This window comes from Streptomyces sp. NPDC002324 (assembly GCF_053593335.1).
This window is the reverse complement of the sequence record NZ_JBSFCF010000008.1, coordinates 184,554-203,791: the sequence shown is the minus strand read 5'-3', so window position 1 is coordinate 203,791 and position 19,238 is coordinate 184,554. Positions and strand designations below refer to the sequence as shown.

The window sequence follows — 19,238 nt, the reverse complement described above, 5'->3', positions numbered from 1 at the left end:
GCGGCTCATGGCGGCGGTGGCGCCCCGGATCTTCGTCTCCCACCTCTCCGGCGTCGCCGTCTTCGATCCGAGCGGCGATCAGGTGGGCCGCGTCCGCGACCTCGTCGCCATCCTGCGGGTGGGCCGGAAGCCGCCGCGGCTGCTCGGTCTGGTCGTCGAACTGTCCACCCGCCGCCGGATCTTCCTGCCCATGACCCGGGTCACCGGCATCGAGTCCGGCCAGGTCATCACCACCGGTGTGCTGAACGTGCGCCGGTTCGAGCAGCGCCCCACCGAGCGTCTCGTCGTCGGGGAACTGCTGGACCGCCGGGTACAACTCGTCGACACGGGCGAGGAGGTGACGGTCCTCGACGTCTCCGTCCAGCAGCTGCCGGCCCGCCGGGACTGGGAGATCGACCGGGTCTTCGTCCGCAAGGGCAAGGGCGGCGCGTTCCGGCGCCACAAGGGGGAGACGCTGACGGTGGAGTGGTCGGCGGTCACCGGGTTCTCGCTGGAGGAGCACGGGCAGGGCGCCGAGAGCCTCCTCGCGACCTTCGAGCAGCTCCGCCCGGCCGACCTCGCGAACGTGCTGCACCACCTCTCCCCCAAGCGCCGGGCCGAGGTCGCCGCCGCCCTCGACGACGACAGGCTCGCCGACGTCCTGGAGGAGCTGCCCGAGGACGACCAGATCGAGATCCTCGGCAAGCTCAAGGAGGAGCGGGCCGCCGACGTCCTGGAGGCCATGGACCCGGACGACGCCGCCGACCTCCTCGCCGAACTCCCGGAGGAGGAGCAGGAGCGGCTGCTGACGCTGATGCAGCCGGACGACGCGGCGGACGTACGGCGGCTCATGGCGTACGAGGAGAAGACGGCCGGCGGTCTGATGACCACCGAGCCGATCGTGCTGCGCCCGGACGCGACCGTCGCCGACGCGCTCGCCCGGGTCCGCAACGCCGACCTGTCCCCCGCGCTGGCCGCCCAGGTCTACGTGTGCCGGCCGCCCGACGAGACCCCGACCGGCAAGTACCTGGGCACGGTCCACTTCCAGCGCCTGCTGCGGGACCCGCCGTACACCCTCGTCGGTTCGATCCTCGACGACGATCTCCAGCCGCTGGACCCGGAGGCCGCGCTGCGCGCCGTCGCCGGGTTCTTCGCGACGTACGACATGGTCGCGGCGCCCGTGGTGGACGAGAGCGGCTCGCTGCTGGGCGCGGTGACCGTGGACGACGTGCTGGACCACATGCTGCCCGAGGACTGGCGGGAGACGGAGTTCCATCTGCACGAGGACGACTCCGTCACCGTCGAGGAGGGAGCGTCCGATGGCTCCTGACCGGGAGGGGCGCGAAGGGCGTCCGGGGGCCCGTGAGAGCCGGCACACGGGGCGTGAGCGGGCGCACTCCGGCGGGGGCGCCCGGGAGCGCACGGCCTCCTCCGGAGGGCCTCAGCGGGAGCGCGCGCTCTCCGGGGCCACCGCCCGCCCCCGTACCCGTCTCGACCAGCCGCTGCCGCGCCGGGCCAGGTTCCTGCCCGAGTGGGACCCGGAGGCGTTCGGACGGCTGTCGGAGCGGATCGCGCGGTTCCTGGGCACGGGCACGTTCCTGGTCTGGATGACGGTCGTCATCATCCTGTGGGTCGTGTGGAACGTCTCCGCCCCCCGCGACCTGCGCTTCGACAACTACCCCTTCATCTTCCTGACCCTGATGCTGTCCCTGCAGGCCTCCTACGCCGCCCCGCTGATCCTGCTCGCACAGAACCGCCAGGACGACCGCGACCGGGTCAACCTGGAACAGGACCGCAAGCAGAACGAGCGCTCGATCGCCGACACCGAGTACCTGACCAGGGAGATCGCCGCGCTGCGCATCGGCCTCGGCGAGGTCGCCACCCGTGACTGGCTGCGTTCCGAGCTGCACGACCTGGTCAGGGAGCTGCAGGAGCACGACGGGGAGGGTCCGCGCGGAACCCGGAAGGTATTCCCGCCGGAACATCCGCGCGGACGTGACAAGGGCGACCGCTGACGGGGCTCCCGGGGGCCACGCGGGTCGCCGTACCATCGTCACTATGGCTACGGAAGACGCGGTGCGCGAGGCACTGTCGACGGTGAACGACCCCGAGATCAACCGTCCCATCACCGAACTGGGGATGGTCAAGTCGGTGGAGATCGGCGCGGACGGAGCGGTCGCGGTCGCCGTGTACCTGACGGTCTCCGGCTGCCCCATGCGCGACACGATCACCCAGCGGGTGACGGACGCGGTCGCGGCGGTCGAGGGCGTGACCGGCGTCACCGTCGAACTGGACGTCATGAGCGACGAGCAGCGCAAGGAGCTGGCGGGTGCCCTGCGCGGCGGCCAGGCGGAGCGCGAGGTCCCGTTCGCCAAGCCGGGCTCCCTCACGCGCGTGTACGCCGTCGCCTCCGGCAAGGGCGGTGTCGGCAAGTCCTCGGTGACGGTGAACCTGGCGGCGGCGATGGCCGCCGACGGCCTCAAGGTGGGTGTCGTCGACGCCGACATCTACGGCCACTCCGTGCCCCGCATGCTGGGCGCCGACGGCCTTCCCACCCAGGTCGAGAACATGATCATGCCGCCGTCCGCGAACGGTGTGAAGGTCATCTCGATCGGTATGTTCACCCCGGGCAACACCCCGGTGGTCTGGCGCGGCCCGATGCTGCACCGGGCGTTGCAGCAGTTCCTCTCGGACGTCTACTGGGGCGACCTGGACGTGCTGCTCCTGGACCTTCCGCCGGGCACCGGCGACATCGCCATCTCGGTGGCCCAGCTGGTCCCGAACGCCGAGATCCTCGTCGTCACCACACCCCAGCAGGCGGCGGCCGAGGTGGCCGAGCGCGCCGGGTCCATCGCCGTGCAGACCCACCAGAAGATCGTCGGTGTCGTCGAGAACATGGCGGGCCTGCCCTGCCCGCACTGCGACGAGATGGTCGACGTCTTCGGCACCGGCGGCGGCCAGTCCGTCGCCGACGGCCTCACCCGCACCACCGGCGCCACCGTCCCGGTCCTCGGCAGCATCCCCATCGACGTCCGCCTGCGCGAGGGCGGCGACGACGGCCGCCCGGTCGTCCTCTCCGACCCCGACTCCCCTGCCGGCGCGGCCCTGCGCGCCATCGCGGGCAAGCTGGGCGGCCGCCAGAGGGGCCTGTCGGGCATGAGCCTGGGAATCACCCCGAGGAACAAGTTCTAGGACGCCTGTCGAGGCGGGGGGCCGCCTCTCGGGCGCGCGGGGAACCGCGCGACAGCCCGCCACGCACCCGCGGCCCCCGAACCACCGAAACCCCTACGGCTAGGGAGGGCACCGCAGCACCACACGGCGGTGCCCTCCATCCCTACGCGTACGCCTCGATGTCCTTGATCACGGCGAAGCCCAGACCGTAGGCGCTCATCCCTCTCCCGTACGCCCCCACATGCACCCCTTCCGCGGTCGACCCGGCGAGCACCCAGCCGAACTCGGACTCGCGGTAGTGGAAGGTCGTGGGCACCCCGTCCACGGGCAGGGACAGCGTCGACCAGTCGGGCCCGGCCAGGTCGTCCGCCAGGACCCACGCCGTCTCGGTCTGCTGGTCCAGCCAGTCGTCCCGCAGGGTGTGGTCCAGCTGTCCCGGCCAGGTGAAGGACAGCAGTCCGACGCCCGCGAGCCAGGCCGCCGAGGAGACCGACGTGGCCTCCAGCACACCTGTGCCGTCCGCGCTGCGCCGTACGTCGTTCGCGGCGACGGTCACCACGACCGCGAACCGCTCCTTGACCTCGTCGTCCGCCGAGGCGGTGTACTCGTTGCGCACCGAGGGCTCGTCGCCGTGTCCGATCGAGCCGTGCTCGACGGCCCCCTCCGCCGACATGCCCACCTGCATCAGCCAGCGCGGCCCCGTGAAGGCCTCGTCGAGGCCGTACCAAGGGAAGGGCGCCAGCAGGTAACCATCGACCGTGCGGCGGGCGGAAGGGACCTGTTGTCCGCCCTCCGCGGCCGACGCCTGCGCGCCTACCCGACTCGTCGTCTCCATGCCGGACGCCTCCTAGCTCTCGACGGACCGGAGCGGCCCGCCCCCCACGGGCGTCGTCGCTCGCTCTCCTTACGGTCCGCACAACAACTGGGCAGCATAGCCACAGCTCTCCGAGCAGCAGGGAAAGCGCCCGGCGCGTAGGACGGCGTACGGGCGGCCGCGGGCCCTGGGCGGGTGCGCGGCGGTATGAGACGCGTCACGTGCGGGGGCGCGGCGGTACCGGGGCCCTGGGCACGGAAGGCCAGGCCGGAGGCGGTGCGGGCGCCGAGCGGACGTGCGGTGACCGGCGTACGGATGTCGCCCGTACGGCTCAGGTGGCGTCCAGGTCGTACGGCGGACGCTCGGCCGGCTCGGACTTTTTCGTCATGTCGATGGTTCCGCCGGACGAGCCGGACGCGGAGCCGTCGGAGCCGGAGCCGATGGCGGCGGTGGAAGAGGTGGACGAGGACGACGACTCCGACTCGTGGCCGTGGACCGCGTCGGTCAGCTCGGCCATCTCCTTCTTCAGGTCGAAGCCGTTGCGGATCTCCTTCAGCCCCAGCTCGTCGTTGTCCATCTGCTTGCGCAGGAACGTCTTGGGGTTGAGGTCCTCGAACTCGAAGTCCTTGAACTCCGGGCCGAGTTCGCTGCGGATGTCCGCCTTGGCGCTGTCCGAGAACTCGCGGATCTTACGGATCGTCCGCGTGACGTCCTGGATCACCTTCGGGAGCTTGTCCGGGCCGAAGACGAGCACGGCGAGGACGACGAGCGTCACCACCTCGAGCGCACCTATGTCATTGAACACCTGAAGCTCCTTGCGATGTCCTCGGTCCCGATCCGCGGGCCTCGGCAGGTCTTCCGCGGTCCGGGCCGGATCCACGGTACCCGGCCACCCCCGCGATCCGGTACCTTCGCACGGCTTCGGACCGCGCCCGCACGACGGTTTTCCCAGCTGTTTGCCTGGCGGGGACCGGGCGGGAGGCCGGGCGGGGCTCCCGCCTGTGACGTTGCTGTCAGTACGCCGCCGCCGTCCAGGGCGCCGGCCGACGGCCTGGACGGCGGCGGCGTACTGACCGTCGGCCGACGGTCAGTCGCCGGCGGACGAACCGAGAGTGAGCGTGACCGTCCGCTCGCTGCCGTCCCTCAGGAGGGTCAGCTCCAGCCGGTCGCCGGGCCGGTGGGCGCGGACCTTGACGATCAGTTCGTCGCCGGAGTGGACCCGCTGGCCGTCGACCTCGGTGATGACGTCACCCGGCCGGATGCCCGCCCGGTCGGCGGGGCCGCCCTCGGTGACCCCGGCCGCGCCCGAGTCGCCCTTGGCGCCGATCCGGGCGCCGTCGCCGGAGTAGTCCATGTCGAGGGTGACACCGATCACCGGGTGGCTCGCCTTACCGGTGTTGATCAGCTCCTCGGCGACGCGCTTGCCCTGGTTGATGGGGATCGCGAAGCCGAGCCCGATCGACCCGGCCTGGCCGCCGTCCGACTCGGAGCCGCCGCCCGCGGACCGGATGGCGCTGTTGATGCCGATCACCCGGCCCTTGCCGTCGAGGAGCGGTCCGCCGGAGTTGCCGGGGTTGATCGGCGCGTCCGTCTGCAGCGCGTCCACGTACGACACGTCGCTCACGTCGCCGCTCTCGCCGCCGGCCGTGATGGGCCGCTCCTTGGCGCTGATGATGCCGGAGGTGACGGTGTTGGCCAGGTCGAAGGGGGCGCCGATGGCGACGACCGGGTCGCCGACCCGCACCTCCTCGGAGTTGCCCAGGGGCAGCGGTTCGAGGCCTCTGACGCCGGACACCTTGACGACGGCCAGGTCATAGCCGGTGTCCCGGCCGACGACGGTGGCCTTGGCGGTCTCGCCGCCGCTGAAGGTCACCGATATCTCGCCGTCCGTACCGGCGGGGTCGACGACGTGGTTGTTCGTGAGGATGTGACCCCGCTCGTCGAGCACGAAGCCGGTGCCCGTGCCCTGTGCGCTCGCCCCGCTCACATGCAGGGTCACGACACCGGGCAGCGCGCCGGCGGCGATACCCGCGACGCTGTCGGGCGCCCGCCCGGTCACCCCGTCACCGGTCTGCGGCAGCTCGACCGCCCCGACCCCGCCGTTGCGCTCCAGATACGCGCCCACGGCTCCGCCGACGCCACCGGCCACGACGGCGATCAGCACGGCCCCCACCAGCAGACCCCGTCCCCTCCGCCGGCGCCGCCGCGCCCCGTCGTCCACCGCGGCCCCGTTCTGCTGCAGCGACCCCGACCCGGCCCACGGGTCGTAGTTCCGCCAGGGCCCCTGCGGGGCGGCGGGGTGCGGCTGCGCGGGATCGGCGTAGGCGGCCGGCGCCGGTGGAGATCCGTCCGCGTAGGCGGCCGGGGCGGGCGCGGACCCGCCCGCGTAGGGCGGCGGCACGGCCTGCGCGGAGTCACCGAAAGGCGGTGGCCCCGGCTGGGAGGGATACGCGTAGGAGGCGCCCGGGGGATGCGCGGCCGCGCCGGGCCCGGGCGCGGCCGCGTACAGGGTGGCCGTCGCGGGCTGGTGGGCGGTCGCCGGTACGGGGGTCTCGTGGGCCGGGGGCACCGGGGCGGGCGGCGGTGTCGTCGAGGCCGCTTCGGTGAGCGTCGCGGCGGTCGGCATCGTGCGTGTCGGCACTTCGGCCGGGGCCACCTCGTCGTGCGGCTGCGCCCCCGCTGCCGTGGGCACGGCTGGTGCCGGGTGCCCCGTCTCGGCTGTCGTCGCGTGTGTGGAAGTCGTCGCCGGGTGCTGGACCGGCGGAGCGGGCGCCCAGGGGCCGGGCTCGCCGTAGGGAGGGGTGCTGTAGGGATCAGGGGCGTGCAGCGGCTCGGGGCCCTCAGAGGGCGCGCCAGAGGCGCTCAGGGCCCCTGTTCCGCCCGAGGGCCGGGCCGAGGCGACGGTGGTGCCGGGTGGAACGCTCGCGGAGACGGTGGATCCGGCCTCGGCGGATCCCCACTCGGCGGATCCGGGCTCGGCTGATCCGGGCGCGGCTGATCCGGACTCCGCGGACGAACCGCCCGGCTCGCTCGCCGCACCGCTCCCACCCGCGCCCGCCGGTCGCTCCAGTTCGAAGTCGCCGTCCGTGTCGCGCCCGGGGTCGGGGGTCGTCGAGGTGCGGGACCGGAGCGTGGCTTCGGCAGCCGGGCGGGCCAGTTCGAAGTCGGACTCGGTGTCGGAGTCCGCATGGTTCGCATGGTCCGCATGGTTCGCGTGGGAAGAGGCGTCGGAGCCGCCCCGGGCCTCGCCCCCGACGGGATCGGTCACCGTCACCGGCCGCTCCAACTCGAAGTCACCCTCGGTGTTTTCCCCACGGACCGCGTCGACAGTCCCCGTCGTCGCCCCGGTGCTCCCCGGGACTCCGCCGGCCTCCGTAGGCCGGTCGGACCCCGCGGAGTCAGCATGCCCCACGGCTCCCCCGAGCCCCGCCGCCCCGGCGGTCCCCGTGGAGACGGGGGTTGCCGTCGGTCCGGCAGAACCCCGGGCGTCTCCGTGGTCCCCCGCTGTGTCGGCCCCCGGGCCGTGCGCTCGGGGGCGGCTCCACCATTTCGCCTTCGTGGGCTTCCCCTCGTTCATGCTCTCCCCACACCTAGGGCCCGTCCCGAGGACCGGCCCGCCGCCCACCGTTCGCCGAGTGCCTCGGGCCGGGAGCGGCCCGGGCGGACACGGCCCACCCCGGATTCAACCAGGTTCGCGGGCCGGCGCGCAGAACTCGGGTGTCAGCGGAGGACGGGGGAGGTGGGTGTGGGAGACGAGGTGGTGTCGGGGGCCGTCAGCAGGCCCGGTCCCGTGAGCTCCGGCGCGGAGGACCAGTCGGTCAGCTGCAGCGGTGGTACGGCGGTGAGCGGACCTATGAGCGGGGACAGGACAGCCGCGCCGACCGGCACCGGCGCGGTCAGCGGGTGTATCGCCTGACGGTCCTGGCCGGCCGGAGCGGGGACTCCGGGCAGCAGGGGCGCGGCGATCTCCGTCGGGGCGACGGGCATCTCGCCCAGGGACTGGTGCCCTTGCCCGAGCAGCGGCCCCATGGTGGATCCCCGGCGGCGCTGTGACTCGGGGGTCGGAACCGTGCCCGCGGCCTGCGTCCGCAGCGGGGTGACATTGCTGCCGGAGCCGGGACCGCCCCGGGCGTCCGCCGTCTCGACGGGCGCCCCGCCGGTCACACCGCCGAGGGCGATCGCGGCCAGCGACACCGCGCCCGCCGCCACGAAGGCGAACCGCATGCCGCGCGAGGCCGAACGCTCGGACTCCGGCCGGCTCACGGCGTGGATGCGGAAGCCCCGTTCACCCGTGCCCCGGGTGCCGTCGGTGGCTCTCTCCTCCCGGTCCGCACGGTCGTCCGCGTCCCCGTCGCCGGGGAGGTCGCGTCCGCCGCCCAGGAATCCTCGGTCGCCCGGCGTCCCGCGGTCGCCGAGGAAACCCCGCCCGCCCAGGAAGCCCCGGTCACCGAGGAAGCCACGGCCGCCGGTCGGACCCCGGCCGCCCAGTACCCCACGGCCCTCCGACGGTGTCAGAGAGCCGCCGTGTGGTCCCGACGGGACGTATCCGAAGGAGCCGCCGCCGGCTCCGTACACACCGAAGCCCGCGAAGTCACGGGAATCGGCGGGATCGGGCAGGCTCGGCCCGCCGGCCGCGCCCCCGATTCTTCCCGCGAGGCCACCGGACAGCGGTGAACCGCTGTCGCCGCCCGCCGGAAGCATCTGGAGCCGGGCCAGAAAGCTCTCGGAGGGGGGCGGCGGGGCGGCCTCCGCGAAGACGTTCTTCAGACGGCGCTGCTCGTCCGCCTCCGTCTTGCACTTCCCGCAGGTGGCGAGATGTGCCAGGACGCGGTCACGCGCCTCATGACCGAGTTCTCCGTCGACCAGGGCGGAGAGGCGGTCTCCCAGGTGCTGCTCGGCAGGCGTAGGACGGGATCCACTCACGCGGTCGCGCCCCCTCCTCCCAGCACGGGCACCCGCGGCACCGTGAACCCGCGGCGCTGCTCGGCCCGGGCCTCCGGGGAGCGGTGCGCCAGGGCCTTGCGGAGCTGGGAGCGGCCGCGGTGGATACGCGAGCGGACCGTGCCGAGCTTGACGCCCAGGGTCGCGGCGATCTCCTCGTACGACAGTCCCTCGATGTCGCACAGGACGACGGCGGCGCGGAACTCGGGCGCCAGGGTGTCGAGGGCCTGCTGGACGTCCGCGTCGAAGTGCGCGTCGTTGAAGATCTGCTGCGGGGTGGGCTCGCGGCTGGGCAGGCGCTCGGCCGCGTCGTCCCCGAGGGCGTCGAAGCGGATGCGCTGCTTGCGCCGGACCATGTCCAGGAAGAGGTTGGTGGTGATGCGGTGCAGCCAGCCCTCGAAGGTGCCGGGGGTGTACGTCGACAGGGAGCGGAAGACGCGTACGAAGACTTCCTGGGTGAGGTCCTCGGCGTCGTGCTGGTTGCCGGTCAGACGGTAGGCGAGCCGGTAGACGCGGCCGCTGTGGGTGCTGACGATCTCCTCCCAGGTGGGCGGAGTCCACGCCTGCGCGTGCGCGTCCGTGGTGAAGGTCGCGGTCTGTGCGACGGCGGCGTGGCTGTGGTCAGCGGTGTCGTTCACGGATTTCGGCTTGCCCGCCGATCCGAGAAAGCGCCGTAGCACTCCTCCCCGATCCACAGGCGCGGCCGCACCTCCCCTGTCGGCTCTGGTGGTGTCCAGTGGAGCCCCTACCATAGCCACCTCGCCCGTTAGCTCCGGATAAGCGGTTTTATAAGAAATTGATGTGCGCCGATGTGGCTCATTTCGCTGACACGGCCCAGGTGGCTCCGTCAGCACCAGCCCCGAAGCCCGCGCCCGCTCGTCGGACCGATCCACCCCGTGCCCCCCGTCGCGGCCCCCGTCACTCACTCATCCCTTTAAACGACCGGTCCCATCAGGAGGTTCCCGACGGCAACGGATACAGTCACGCCCAGGCAACCACGGGGACATAAGGAGAGGGTCATTACCGGCAACCGGCTGACGAGCTGGGCGTTCGCCGACGCCTTTGTCGCCGAGGACGAGGCGCTGCGCTGGGCCCGCGACCGGGCCCGGGAGGCAGGGCTGCGCTCGGTGTCGCCCGGCACGGGCGCCGCGCTGCGGGTGCTCGCCGCCACCGTGGACGCGAAGGCGGTGGCGGAGATCGGGACCGGGACCGGTGTCTCCGGGATCCATCTGCTGCACGGTATGCGGCCGGACGGGGTGCTGACCACCGTGGATCCGGAGCCGGACCACCAGCAGTTCGCCCGGCAGGCGTTCCGCGCGGCCGGCTTCGCCAGCAACCGCGCGCGCTTCATCCCGGGCCACGCGCTGGACGTGCTGCCGCGGCTCGCGGACGCGGGCTACGACCTGGTCTTCTGCGACGGCGACCGGCTGGAGTGCCTCGACTACCTCGCTGAATCGTTGCGGCTGCTCAGACCCGGTGGGCTCGTCGCCTTCGAGGGTGTCTTCGCCAGCGGACGCACCGTGGACTCCAACCCGCAGCCGACCGAGGTCATACGTCTGCGGGAGCTGCTGCGCACGGTCCGGGAGAGCTCCGAACTCGTGCCGTCCCTGCTCCCGGTGGGCGACGGTCTGCTCTGCGCGGTCAAGCGCTGAGGGACACCCCACGGGGCCCGTCCGGCCCCCGCGGGCCTTCCGGCACAACAGCGCCCCGGCACCGCCGAGTGGGGCGGTGCCGGGGCGACTGAAAGGGTATGGTCGCTACGCGCGTCAGCCGACGACCTTCTTGAGGGCGTCGCCGAGGGCGTCTGCCTCGTCCGGGGTCAGCTCGACGACGAGCCGTCCGCCGCCTTCGAGCGGAACTCGCATGACGATGCCCCGCCCCTCCTTGGTCACCTCGAGCGGGCCATCGCCCGTCCGCGGCTTCATGGCCGCCATGCTCGTACCCCTTCCTGAAACCAGCTCATCGCCTAAGCCGACGGCCCGGGAGGGCAGGCGCGGGCCCACCAGGGGACACGCGACACCGGCATCGAACACATTGCTTCCAGGCCATTATCCCGCATCTCATGACCCGATGACCAACATCGGTAGGCATCGCTTGGGCAACGCGCGCGAGCAAAACCACCCAATTCGGCGGTGTGACTGCGATACTGCGCCACCGCACGGTCCCGGGCGGGTGCTCGGCCATTGGTGATTCTTTGACGCAGGTCACACGTCCGGCCCCGGCCGTCCCCCGTGATCTCCGCCATGCTGTGCTGTGACGAGGGCGTACTGACCAGTACGTCGCCTGCGCGACACCGGAGGGGAACCCCCATGGCCGACACCGTGCTCTACGAGGTGCACGACGGACTCGCGACGATCACGCTCAACCGCCCCGAGGCGATGAACGCGCTGGACATCGCGACGAAGGTGGCCCTGCGGCAGGCCGTGGAGGCGGCCGCCGGGGACGGCGCGGTGCGCGCGGTGCTGCTGACCGCCGCCGGGGAGCGGGCCTTCTGTGTGGGGCAGGACCTCAAGGAACACATCGGGCTGCTGGCCGAGGGCTCGGGGCAGGTCATGAGCACGGTCAGGGAGCACTACAACCCCGTGGTGAAGGCCCTCACCGAGATGCCGAAGCCCGTGGTGGCCGGGGTGAACGGGGTGGCCGCCGGCGCCGGCCTGGGCTTCGCGCTCGCGGCGGACTACCGCGTGGTCGCCGACTCCGCCTCCTTCAACACCTCCTTCGCCGGGGTCGCGCTCACCGCCGACTCCGGAGTGTCGTGGACCCTGCCCCGGGTGATCGGCCCCGGCCGGGCCGCCGATCTGCTGCTCTTCCCGCGCAGCATCAAGGCCCAGGAGGCGTACGAGCTGGGGATCGCGAACCGGATCGTGCCGGCGGCCTCGCTGCACACGGCCGCGGAGCAGGTGGCGCGGATGCTGGCCGAGGGGCCGACGGTGGCCTACGCGGCGATCAAGGAGGCGATGGCCTACGGGTTCTCCCACTCGCTCGCCGAGACCCTGGAGAAGGAGGACGAACTGCAGACGCGGGCAGGAGCCTCGGAGGACCACGGGATCGCGGTGCGGGCGTTCGTGAACAAGCAGACGCCGGAGTATCTGGGGCGCTGACCGCTCGGCGAGCGGGAACCGCGGGTCCGAACGGACGGTCGCGCGGTTCCCCGGGCCCCTCAGGGGGCGCTTCTGGCGACGCACGTCTCCAGGTGGTCGTCGACCAGGCCGCAGGCCTGCATCAGCGCGTACGCCGTCGTCGGGCCGACGAAGCGGATGCCGCGCTTCTTGAGGGACTTCGACAGGGCGGTGGACTCGGGGGTGACCGCCGGGACGTCCGCGAGGGTCCTGGGGACCGGGCGGGTCGCGGGGTCCGGCGCGTGCGACCAGATCAGCTCGTCCAGCTCGCCCGGGGCCCAGCCGGACAGCTCGCGCGCGTTGGCGATCGTGGCCTCGATCTTGGCGCGGTTGCGGATGATGCCGGGGTCGGCGAGGAGTCGCTCCTGGTCGGCCTCCGTGAACGCGGCGACCGAGGCGATCTTGAAGTCGGCGAAGGCGGAGCGGAAGCCCTCGCGGCGGCGCAGGATGGTGATCCAGGAGAGACCGGACTGGAACGCCTCCAGGCAGAGCCGCTCGTACAGCGCGTCGTCGCCGTGGACCGGGCGGCCCCACTCCTCGTCGTGGTACGCGACGTAGTCCTCGGTGGACAGGGCCCAGGGGCAGCGCGGTGCGCCGTCGGGGCCGGCCAGGGCGGTGCCGTCGGTCACCGGTGCTCACCCTCCTCCGGCTTGTGCAGCGAGGTCACGGACGGCGCGTGGGCGCCCGCGAGGGCGGACTCCAGGTCGGCGATCCGGGCGTCCCGCTCGGCGATCTCGGCGCTGAGCCGGCCGAGGGCGTCGTCCACGTCCGCCATGCGGTAGCCGCGCACGGCGACCGGGAAACGGAGCGCCTCGACGTCCGCGCGGTTGACCGGGCGGTCCGCCGGAAGCGGGTCCTGGAGCCGCTCGCCCTCGGCCTCCGGCAGCACCGCGTTGTCGCCGCCGCCCACGACGGCGAGCGTCACCGCGGCGACCACGACGGCGAGCGCGACGACCAGGAACAAGAACATGAACATCGCTGGGTCCCCTCGAGTGTGTTCGGCTCCGATCGTGCCATGCGAGTCTGACAGTTAAGGTCGCAGGCGGTTGGGCAAGGCCGTCCATCGGCGGGACGTACTGGGAGAGGTCACAGCGGATGCTCAGGCTGGGCAAGCGGGAATTCGGCCCGCACGAGCCGGTGATCATGGCGATCGTGAACCGGACCCCCGACTCGTTCTACGACCAGGGGGCCACCTTCCAGGACGAGCCCGCGCTCGCGCGCGTGGAGCAGGCGGTCGCCGAGGGCGCGGCGATCATCGACATCGGCGGGGTGAAGGCGGGGCCCGGGGAGGACGTCAGCGCGGCGGAGGAGGCGCGGCGGACCGTGGGGTTCGTCGCGGAGGTGCGGCGGCGGTTCCCCGAGGTCGTCATCAGCGTCGACACCTGGCGGCACGACGTCGGCGAGGCCGTGTGCGAGGCGGGGGCGGATGTCCTCAACGACGCGTGGGGCGGGGTCGATCCCCGGCTCGCGGAGGTCGCGGGGCGGTACCGGGTGGGGCTGGTGTGTACGCACGCGGGTGGGGCGGAGCCTCGTACGCGGCCGCATCGGGTCGAGTACGACGACGTGATGGCCGACATTCTCCGGGTCACCGTGGGGCTGGCGGAGCGGGCGGTGGCGCTGGGGGTGCCCCGGGAGTCCGTGATGATCGATCCGGGGCACGACTTCGGGAAGAACACGCGGCACAGTCTGGAGGCGACCCGGCGGCTCGGGGAGATGGTCGCCACGGGGTGGCCGGTGCTGGTGTCGCTGTCCAACAAGGACTTCGTGGGCGAGACCCTGGACCGGCCGGTGAAGGAACGGGTGGTGGGGACGCTGGCCACCACCGCCGTCTCCGCCTGGCTGGGGGCTCAGGTGTACCGGGTGCATGAAGTGGCCGAGACCCGGCAGGTGGTGGACATGGTGGCTTCCCTCGCGGGGCACCGGGTGCCCGCGGTGGCCCGGCGGGGGCTGGCCTAGGGTTTTTCGCCCCCGCCGCCCCTACCCGTCCCGCAGGGGGCTGCGCGCCCCCTGCGGCCCCGCGTCGAAGAATCGGGGCTCCGCCCCGGGCCCCGTTCGCGCAGTTCCCCGCGCCCCTGAAGAACGGGGTGCGGGGGACCCGCGAGGTTACCTGCCCGCCTCCTTCGAGACCAGGGCCACCGCCTCGTCCACGTCGTCCGTGACGTGGAAGAGGGTCAGGTCCTTCTCCGCCGCCTTGCCCTCGGCGATCAGGGTGTTCGTGAGCCAGTCGACGAGGCCGCTCCAGTAGGACTCGCCGAACAGGACGATGGGGAAGCGGGTGACCTTCTGGGTCTGGACGAGGGTGAGTGCCTCGAAGAGTTCGTCGAGGGTGCCGAGACCGCCGGGGAGGACCACGAAACCCTGGGCGTACTTGACGAACATCATCTTCCGGACGAAGAAGTAGCGGAAGTTCAGCCCGATGTCGACGTAGGGGTTGAGGCCCTGTTCGAAGGGCAGCTCGATGCCGAGGCCGACGGAGGTGCCGCCCGCTTCGAGGGCACCCTTGTTGGCCGCCTCCATCGCGCCCGGGCCGCCGCCGGTGATGACGGCGAAGCCGGCCTCCACCAGGCCGCGGCCGAGCCGGACGCCCGCCTCGTACTCCGGCGAGTCGGCCGGGGTGCGGGCGGAGCCGAAGACGCTGATCGCGGGCGGGAGTTCGGCGAGCGTGCCGAAGCCCTCGATGAACTCGGACTGGATGCGCAGGACACGCCACGGATCCGTGTGGACCCAGTCCGAGGGGCCGCCCGCGTCCAGCAGCCGCTGGTCCGTGGTGCTCGCCTGGACCTGACCTCGTCTGCGCAGCACCGGCCCCAGCCGCTGCTCGTCCGGTGGCTGCTTCTTGCCCTCGGGGTTGCCGGTCGCCATGTCCGCTCCCTCCGCCGTGCTGGTGGTTCACCTCAGCGTAGATCCATACGGGTTACGGACGGGGGACGTGAGCGTGTCCGCCCGTGATCCGTCACCCGGGACGCCTCACGCCGTCAGCCAGGACCTCAGGCGTTCCTCGCCCGCCAGGATCAGCGCCGGGTCCACGCGTTCGTCGCGGCGGTGCGCCAGGTGCGGGTTGCCGGGGCCGTAGTTGACGGCCGGGACGCCGAGCGCACTGAAGCGGGAGACGTCCGTCCAGCCGTACTTGGGCTGGGCCGTGCCGCCGACCGCCTCGATGAAGGCCGCGGCCGCCGGGTGGGACAGGCCGGGCAGTGCGCCGGGGCTGTGGTCGTCGACGGTGAACTCCTCGACCCCGCAGTCGGCGAAGACCTCGCGGACGTGGGCGATGGCCTCCTCCTCGGTGCGGTCGGGCGCGTAGCGGAAGTTGACCTTCACCACGCACGCGTCGGGGATGACGTTGCCGGCGACGCCGCCGGAGATGCCGACCGCGTTGAGGCCCTCGCGGTACTCCAGGCCGTCGATGACCGGGTACCGCGGCTCGTAGGACGCCAGCTTGGCCAGGATGGGGGCCGCCGCGTGGATGGCGTTGGAGCCCATCCAGCCGCGGGCGGAGTGGGCCCGCTCGCCCTTGGTCGTCAGCAGGACCCGCAGGGTGCCCTGGCAGCCGCCCTCGACCTCGCCGTTCGTGGGCTCCAGGAGGACCGCGAAGTCGCCCTCCAGCCACTCGGGGTGGGTCTCGGAGACGTGCTTCAGGCCGTTCAGGTCCGCGGCGACCTCCTCGTTGTCGTAGAAGACGAAGGTCAGGTCGCGGTTGGGGGCCGGGACCGTGGCCGCGATGCGCAGCTGGACCGCGACGCCGGACTTCATGTCGCAGGTGCCGCAGCCCCACAGGACGCCGTCCTCGTCGAGGCGGGAGGGGACGTTGTCCGCGATGGGGACGGTGTCGATGTGGCCGGCCAGGATCACCCGCTCCGCCCGGCCCAGGTTCGTACGGGCGACGACGTTGTTGCCGTACCGGTCGACCGTGAGGTGCGGCAGGGCACGCAGGGCGCTCTCGATCGCGTCCGCGAGGGGCTTCTCGGTGCCGCTCTCGGAGGGGAAGTCGACGAGCCGCGCGGTGAGCAGCGCGGCGTCCAGCGTGAGGTCAATGGGGGTCTCGGCCATGTCCCCGACCCTAACGCGCCGCCGGGACGGGGCCGCCCGGCGAGCGGATTCCGTCACTCCCGTCCCGCTGTTCACATCACTGTTCACAAGACCTGCACGAGGGCCATTACCGTCCAGTACCTTGGACCGCGTGTCGGAGCCGTACCCCTTCCCCCCAGGTCCCCGTCCCCGCCGTCGCGGCCGTCGCGTGCTGCAGTTCATGGCGGCTTTCGTCGTGCTCGCCGCGATCGGGGCGTATCTCACCGTGCAGTATCTGACCGGGGGGAACGGTACCCCGCGGTGCGTGGTCGTGTCCGGGACGGACGACGGGCAGAGTTACGAGTTCACCCCCGAGCAGGCGGCGAACGCCGCGACGATCTCGGCGGTCGGCACCTCGCGCGACCTGCCCGAGCGGGCCGTGACGATAGCGTTGGCGACCGCGCTGCAGGAGTCGGGTCTGCGCAACATCGCGCACGGCGACCGGGACTCCCTCGGCCTCTTCCAGCAGCGGCCCTCGCAGGGCTGGGGCACCGAGCAGCAGATCCAGGACCCGGTGTACGCGGCGGGCGAGTTCTACGAGCACCTCGTCAAGGTCGCCGACTACGAGCGGCTGCCGCTGACGGTCGCCGCCCAGAAGGTGCAGCGCAGCGGCTACCCGGAGGCGTACGCCAAGCACGAGCCCGACGCCACGTTGCTCGCGGCCGCGCTGACCGGGCGGTCGGCGGCCTCGCTGACCTGCGAGGGGCGCCGGGAGACGACCGGCACCGCCTACGCGGGCGGGCCCAAGGCAGTGCGCGGCGCGCTCGCGCGGGACTTCGGGGACGACGCGTTCGAGTCGGCCGCGGCGGTGGTGAGTTCCGAGGGCGGCGCCTCGGCCGAGGCGAGCCCGTCGCCGAGTCCGAGCGTCTCCCCCGGCTCCGGGACGGTCACCATCCCCCTCACGGACGCCGGTGACGCCGAACAGGTCCCGCGGCGCGGCTGGGAGCTGGCGCACTGGGCCGTGGCCAACTCCTCCCGGCTGGGCGTCGAGCGCGTCACGTTCGCGGGCCGGGAGTGGGTCGCCGAGGGCCGGGCCGGTGCCTGGCGCAAGGTCCCCGGCACGGCCGGCGAGGGGGCGGGCTCCGCCACCGAGGTCCGAATCGTCACTGGACAGTAGCCCGCGAGCCTCACCCGTGCGGGGGATGCGCGGCGCGCGGGGTGGACGGGGTGCGCGGGATGCCGGCTACTCACCCCCATGTCGTGGGATGCGTTGGGGCCACAGGGCCGTAAGGATTCGGCAGACTGTCGGACCGGGTGGCGTTTGTCCGACTGAATCCGCATTTGATAATGCGACGCATTGCCAACTCTTTACGTCGGGTCGCCGCAACCTTCAGGGGCTTCGAGCGGTAGTCACTGCGTCCGAGCCCGGAACGGTCAACTCCCGGGCACGCTCGGACACTTCAACGTTCTCTTCCGTCAAAGGAGCACCATGTCCCTCCCCCTGACCCGCCGGATCGCCCGTGCCGCGCTGCTGACCGCAGCGGGAGCGGCCTCCGTGGTCGGTGCGGCCGGCTCCGCGAGTGCGGCGCCCGAACTCCCGGCCACCCCGAACCTCGGCGGTCTGTCCGCCGTGGACGGGGCCAACGCCGGCTCCACCGTGGACGGCGCGACGCAGAACGTCACCGGGGTCGCGAGCGACACCGGCACCAAGGCGGCCAAGCAGACGCTGCCGACCGTGAGCAAGACCGGCGGCAAGGCCGTCAAGACGACGACGCCCGTCGCGCAGAAGGCGGCCGGGCAGACCGCCGGGTCCGCCGGGACCGTGCTGGGTGACACGACGAAGACCGCGACCAAGGGCGGACTGCCCACGGGGCAGCTGCCGGCCCAGAGCCCGCTCGGCTGACGTCCGGCCGAACCGTCCGAAGGGGCCCGGGGTTTCCCGGGCCCCTTCGGGCTGTCCGCGGCCGCGGTGAGGTCTCACGGCCGAGGCCGTGCGGGGCGCGGGCGCTACGCCCCGGCCAGGCGCTCCACGGCTGCCGCCACCCGCTCGTCCGTCGCCGTGAAGGCCACGCGGACGTGGTGGTCGCCCGCCGGGCCGTAGAAGTCGCCGGGGGCCACGAGGATGCCCAGGTCGGCCAGGTGGGCGACGGTGGTCCAGCAGGACTCGCCCCGGGTGGCCCAGAGGTAGAGGCTGGCCTCGCTGTGCTCGATGCGGAAGCCGTGCGCCCGCAGGGCCTCGCGCAGAGCCTCGCGGCGGGCGGCGTACCGGGCACGCTGTTCGTGGACGTGGGCGTCGTCCCCGAGGGCGGCGACGACGGCGGCCTGGGTCGGGGCCGAGGTCATCATGCCGCCGTGCTTGCGGATCTGCAGGAGCGGGCCGAGGACGGCCGGGTCGCCGGCGAGGAAGGCCGCGCGGTAGCCCGCCAGGTTGGAGCGCTTGGAGAGGGAGTGGACGGCGACGATGCCCTCGTACGAGCCGCCGTTGACGTCCGGGTGGAGGACCGAGACCGGGTCGGCGTCCCAGCCCAGCTCCAGGTAGCACTCGTCGGAGAACAGCAGCACGCCGTGCTCGCGGGCCCAGGCGACGATCCGGGTCAGCTCGGCCTTCGACAGGACCCTGCCGGTGGGGTTGGACGGCGAGTTCAGCCAGAGGAGCTTGAGGCCGGCCGGGTCCAGCGACGTGGGGTCGTCGTAGGCCTCGTGCTCGGCGCGGGCGAGCCGGGCGCCCACCTCGTACGTCGGGTAGGCCAGGCGCGGGTACGCGACCCGGTCGCCGGGGCCGAGGCCCAGCTGGGTGGGGAGCCAGGCGACGAGTTCCTTGGAGCCCACGATCGGCAGGACGTGGTGGTGGGTGACGTCGCGGGCGCCGAGACGGCGCTCCAGCCAGTTCGTGATCGCGTCGCGCAGCTCGACGGTGCCCCAGACCGTCGGATAGCCCGGCGAGTCCGCCGCCGCGACCAGCGCCTTCTGGATCAGCTCGGGCACCGGGTCGACCGGCGTGCCGACGGACAGGTCGACGATGCCGCCGGGGTGGGCGGCGGCCGTCGCCTTGTACGGCTCCAGCTTGTCCCAGGGAAAGGTGGGGAGGCGGTCGCTGACTGCGGACACGAAATCTGGCTCGCTTTCTCGTGCGGTCTCGTCCGTACGTTCCCGGGCGGTGGGACGGGCTCGTGCGTACCGCCCGTACGGCGAACGCCTCGGTCCCGTAC

At 72.7% G+C, this 19,238-nt stretch carries 19 protein-coding genes; 8 read left to right on the top strand and 11 right to left on the bottom strand.

All coding sequences use genetic code 11. From position 1 onward, the window contains the following. Window positions 1-7: 7 nt before the first annotated feature. From ACWCRJ_RS14190 to ACWCRJ_RS14180, 3 genes are read left to right on the top strand one after another with little or no spacing between them, the layout of a single operon-like run. Complete coding sequence (locus ACWCRJ_RS14190; RefSeq protein WP_450939545.1) at window positions 8-1,309, top strand: magnesium transporter MgtE N-terminal domain-containing protein; 1,302 nt, start codon at window positions 8-10, stop codon at window positions 1,307-1,309. Then, a complete protein-coding gene (locus ACWCRJ_RS14185; RefSeq protein ID WP_450939544.1) occupies window positions 1,299-1,994 on the top strand; it encodes a DUF1003 domain-containing protein in 696 nt (231 codons plus the stop codon). Before ACWCRJ_RS14190 ends, ACWCRJ_RS14185 begins: the two co-directional genes overlap by 11 nt. 43 nt (window positions 1,995-2,037) lie before the next feature. Next, complete coding sequence (locus ACWCRJ_RS14180; RefSeq protein ID WP_028796511.1) at window positions 2,038-3,171, top strand: Mrp/NBP35 family ATP-binding protein; 1,134 nt, start codon at window positions 2,038-2,040, stop codon at window positions 3,169-3,171. 142 nt (window positions 3,172-3,313) lie between these two features. Here ACWCRJ_RS14180 and ACWCRJ_RS14175 read toward each other — a convergent pair whose 3' ends face one another. From ACWCRJ_RS14175 to sigE, 5 genes are all read right to left on the bottom strand, one after another. Next, the gene (locus ACWCRJ_RS14175; protein ID WP_450939543.1) at window positions 3,314-3,985 is read right to left on the bottom strand and encodes a hypothetical protein; all 672 of its coding nucleotides are present in this window, start codon (window positions 3,983-3,985) and stop codon (window positions 3,314-3,316) included. Window positions 3,986-4,295: 310 nt separating this feature from the next. Then, complete coding sequence (locus tag ACWCRJ_RS14170) at window positions 4,296-4,769, bottom strand: sec-independent translocase (RefSeq protein ID WP_450939542.1); 474 nt, start codon at window positions 4,767-4,769, stop codon at window positions 4,296-4,298. Window positions 4,770-5,051: 282 nt separating this feature from the next. Further along, a complete protein-coding gene (locus tag ACWCRJ_RS14165; RefSeq protein WP_450939603.1) occupies window positions 5,052-6,656 on the bottom strand; it encodes a S1C family serine protease in 1,605 nt (534 codons plus the stop codon). Between the two features lie 1,028 nt (window positions 6,657-7,684). Continuing rightward, on the bottom strand, window positions 7,685-8,887 hold the full coding sequence (locus ACWCRJ_RS14160; protein WP_450939541.1) for an anti-sigma factor family protein: 1,203 nt from the start codon (window positions 8,885-8,887) through the stop codon (window positions 7,685-7,687). Then, entirely contained in the window at window positions 8,884-9,585 is a 702-nt protein-coding gene (sigE, locus tag ACWCRJ_RS14155; RefSeq protein ID WP_046706113.1) for an RNA polymerase sigma factor SigE, read from the bottom strand. Before sigE ends, ACWCRJ_RS14160 begins: the two co-directional genes overlap by 4 nt. 270 nt (window positions 9,586-9,855) lie before the next feature. On the opposite strand from sigE, the gene ACWCRJ_RS14150 reads away from it, so the two are divergent. Beyond that, the gene (locus tag ACWCRJ_RS14150; protein ID WP_450939602.1) at window positions 9,856-10,557 is read left to right on the top strand and encodes an O-methyltransferase; all 702 of its coding nucleotides are present in this window, start codon (window positions 9,856-9,858) and stop codon (window positions 10,555-10,557) included. A 114-nt stretch (window positions 10,558-10,671) separates the two neighbouring features. Here the strand turns inward: ACWCRJ_RS14150 and ACWCRJ_RS14145 are convergent, their stop codons facing one another. Then, the gene (locus ACWCRJ_RS14145) at window positions 10,672-10,839 is read right to left on the bottom strand and encodes a DUF3117 domain-containing protein (protein ID WP_003966491.1); all 168 of its coding nucleotides are present in this window, start codon (window positions 10,837-10,839) and stop codon (window positions 10,672-10,674) included. Between the two features lie 375 nt (window positions 10,840-11,214). Here ACWCRJ_RS14145 and chcB point away from each other — a divergent pair, with 375 nt between their 5' ends. Next, window positions 11,215-12,006, top strand: coding sequence for a 2-cyclohexenylcarbonyl CoA isomerase (chcB, locus tag ACWCRJ_RS14140; protein ID WP_450939540.1), 792 nt, complete (start codon window positions 11,215-11,217; stop codon window positions 12,004-12,006). 59 nt (window positions 12,007-12,065) lie between these two features. On the opposite strand, the gene ACWCRJ_RS14135 is transcribed toward chcB, so the two are convergent. Both ACWCRJ_RS14135 and ACWCRJ_RS14130 read right to left on the bottom strand, forming a co-directional pair. After that, window positions 12,066-12,653, bottom strand: coding sequence for a DNA-3-methyladenine glycosylase I (locus ACWCRJ_RS14135; protein ID WP_450939539.1), 588 nt, complete (start codon window positions 12,651-12,653; stop codon window positions 12,066-12,068). Further along, the gene (locus ACWCRJ_RS14130; protein WP_450939538.1) at window positions 12,650-13,000 is read right to left on the bottom strand and encodes a DivIVA domain-containing protein; all 351 of its coding nucleotides are present in this window, start codon (window positions 12,998-13,000) and stop codon (window positions 12,650-12,652) included. Before ACWCRJ_RS14130 ends, ACWCRJ_RS14135 begins: the two co-directional genes overlap by 4 nt. A 119-nt stretch (window positions 13,001-13,119) precedes the next feature. Here ACWCRJ_RS14130 and folP point away from each other — a divergent pair, with 119 nt between their 5' ends. Beyond that, complete coding sequence (folP, locus tag ACWCRJ_RS14125; RefSeq protein ID WP_450939537.1) at window positions 13,120-13,980, top strand: dihydropteroate synthase; 861 nt, start codon at window positions 13,120-13,122, stop codon at window positions 13,978-13,980. A 147-nt stretch (window positions 13,981-14,127) separates the two neighbouring features. On the opposite strand, the gene ACWCRJ_RS14120 is transcribed toward folP, so the two are convergent. Beyond that, window positions 14,128-14,886, bottom strand: a complete 759-nt coding sequence (locus ACWCRJ_RS14120; RefSeq protein ID WP_450939536.1) for an LOG family protein — start codon at window positions 14,884-14,886, stop codon at window positions 14,128-14,130. Window positions 14,887-14,991: 105 nt separating this feature from the next. Continuing rightward, entirely contained in the window at window positions 14,992-16,071 is a 1,080-nt protein-coding gene (gene dapE / locus ACWCRJ_RS14115) for a succinyl-diaminopimelate desuccinylase (RefSeq protein ID WP_450939535.1), read from the bottom strand. Window positions 16,072-16,201: 130 nt separating this feature from the next. On the opposite strand from dapE, the gene ACWCRJ_RS14110 reads away from it, so the two are divergent. Continuing rightward, window positions 16,202-17,206 carry a heavy metal transporter gene (locus tag ACWCRJ_RS14110; RefSeq protein WP_450939534.1) on the top strand — a complete coding sequence of 335 codons (1,005 nt, stop codon included), beginning with the start codon at window positions 16,202-16,204 and terminating at the stop codon, window positions 17,204-17,206. A gap of 312 nt (window positions 17,207-17,518) precedes the next feature. Continuing rightward, the gene (locus tag ACWCRJ_RS14105) at window positions 17,519-17,932 is read left to right on the top strand and encodes a hypothetical protein (protein ID WP_046915569.1); all 414 of its coding nucleotides are present in this window, start codon (window positions 17,519-17,521) and stop codon (window positions 17,930-17,932) included. A gap of 104 nt (window positions 17,933-18,036) precedes the next feature. On the opposite strand, the gene ACWCRJ_RS14100 is transcribed toward ACWCRJ_RS14105, so the two are convergent. After that, complete coding sequence (locus ACWCRJ_RS14100; protein ID WP_450939533.1) at window positions 18,037-19,137, bottom strand: bifunctional succinyldiaminopimelate transaminase/glutamate-prephenate aminotransferase; 1,101 nt, start codon at window positions 19,135-19,137, stop codon at window positions 18,037-18,039. Window positions 19,138-19,238: the final 101 nt, after the last annotated feature.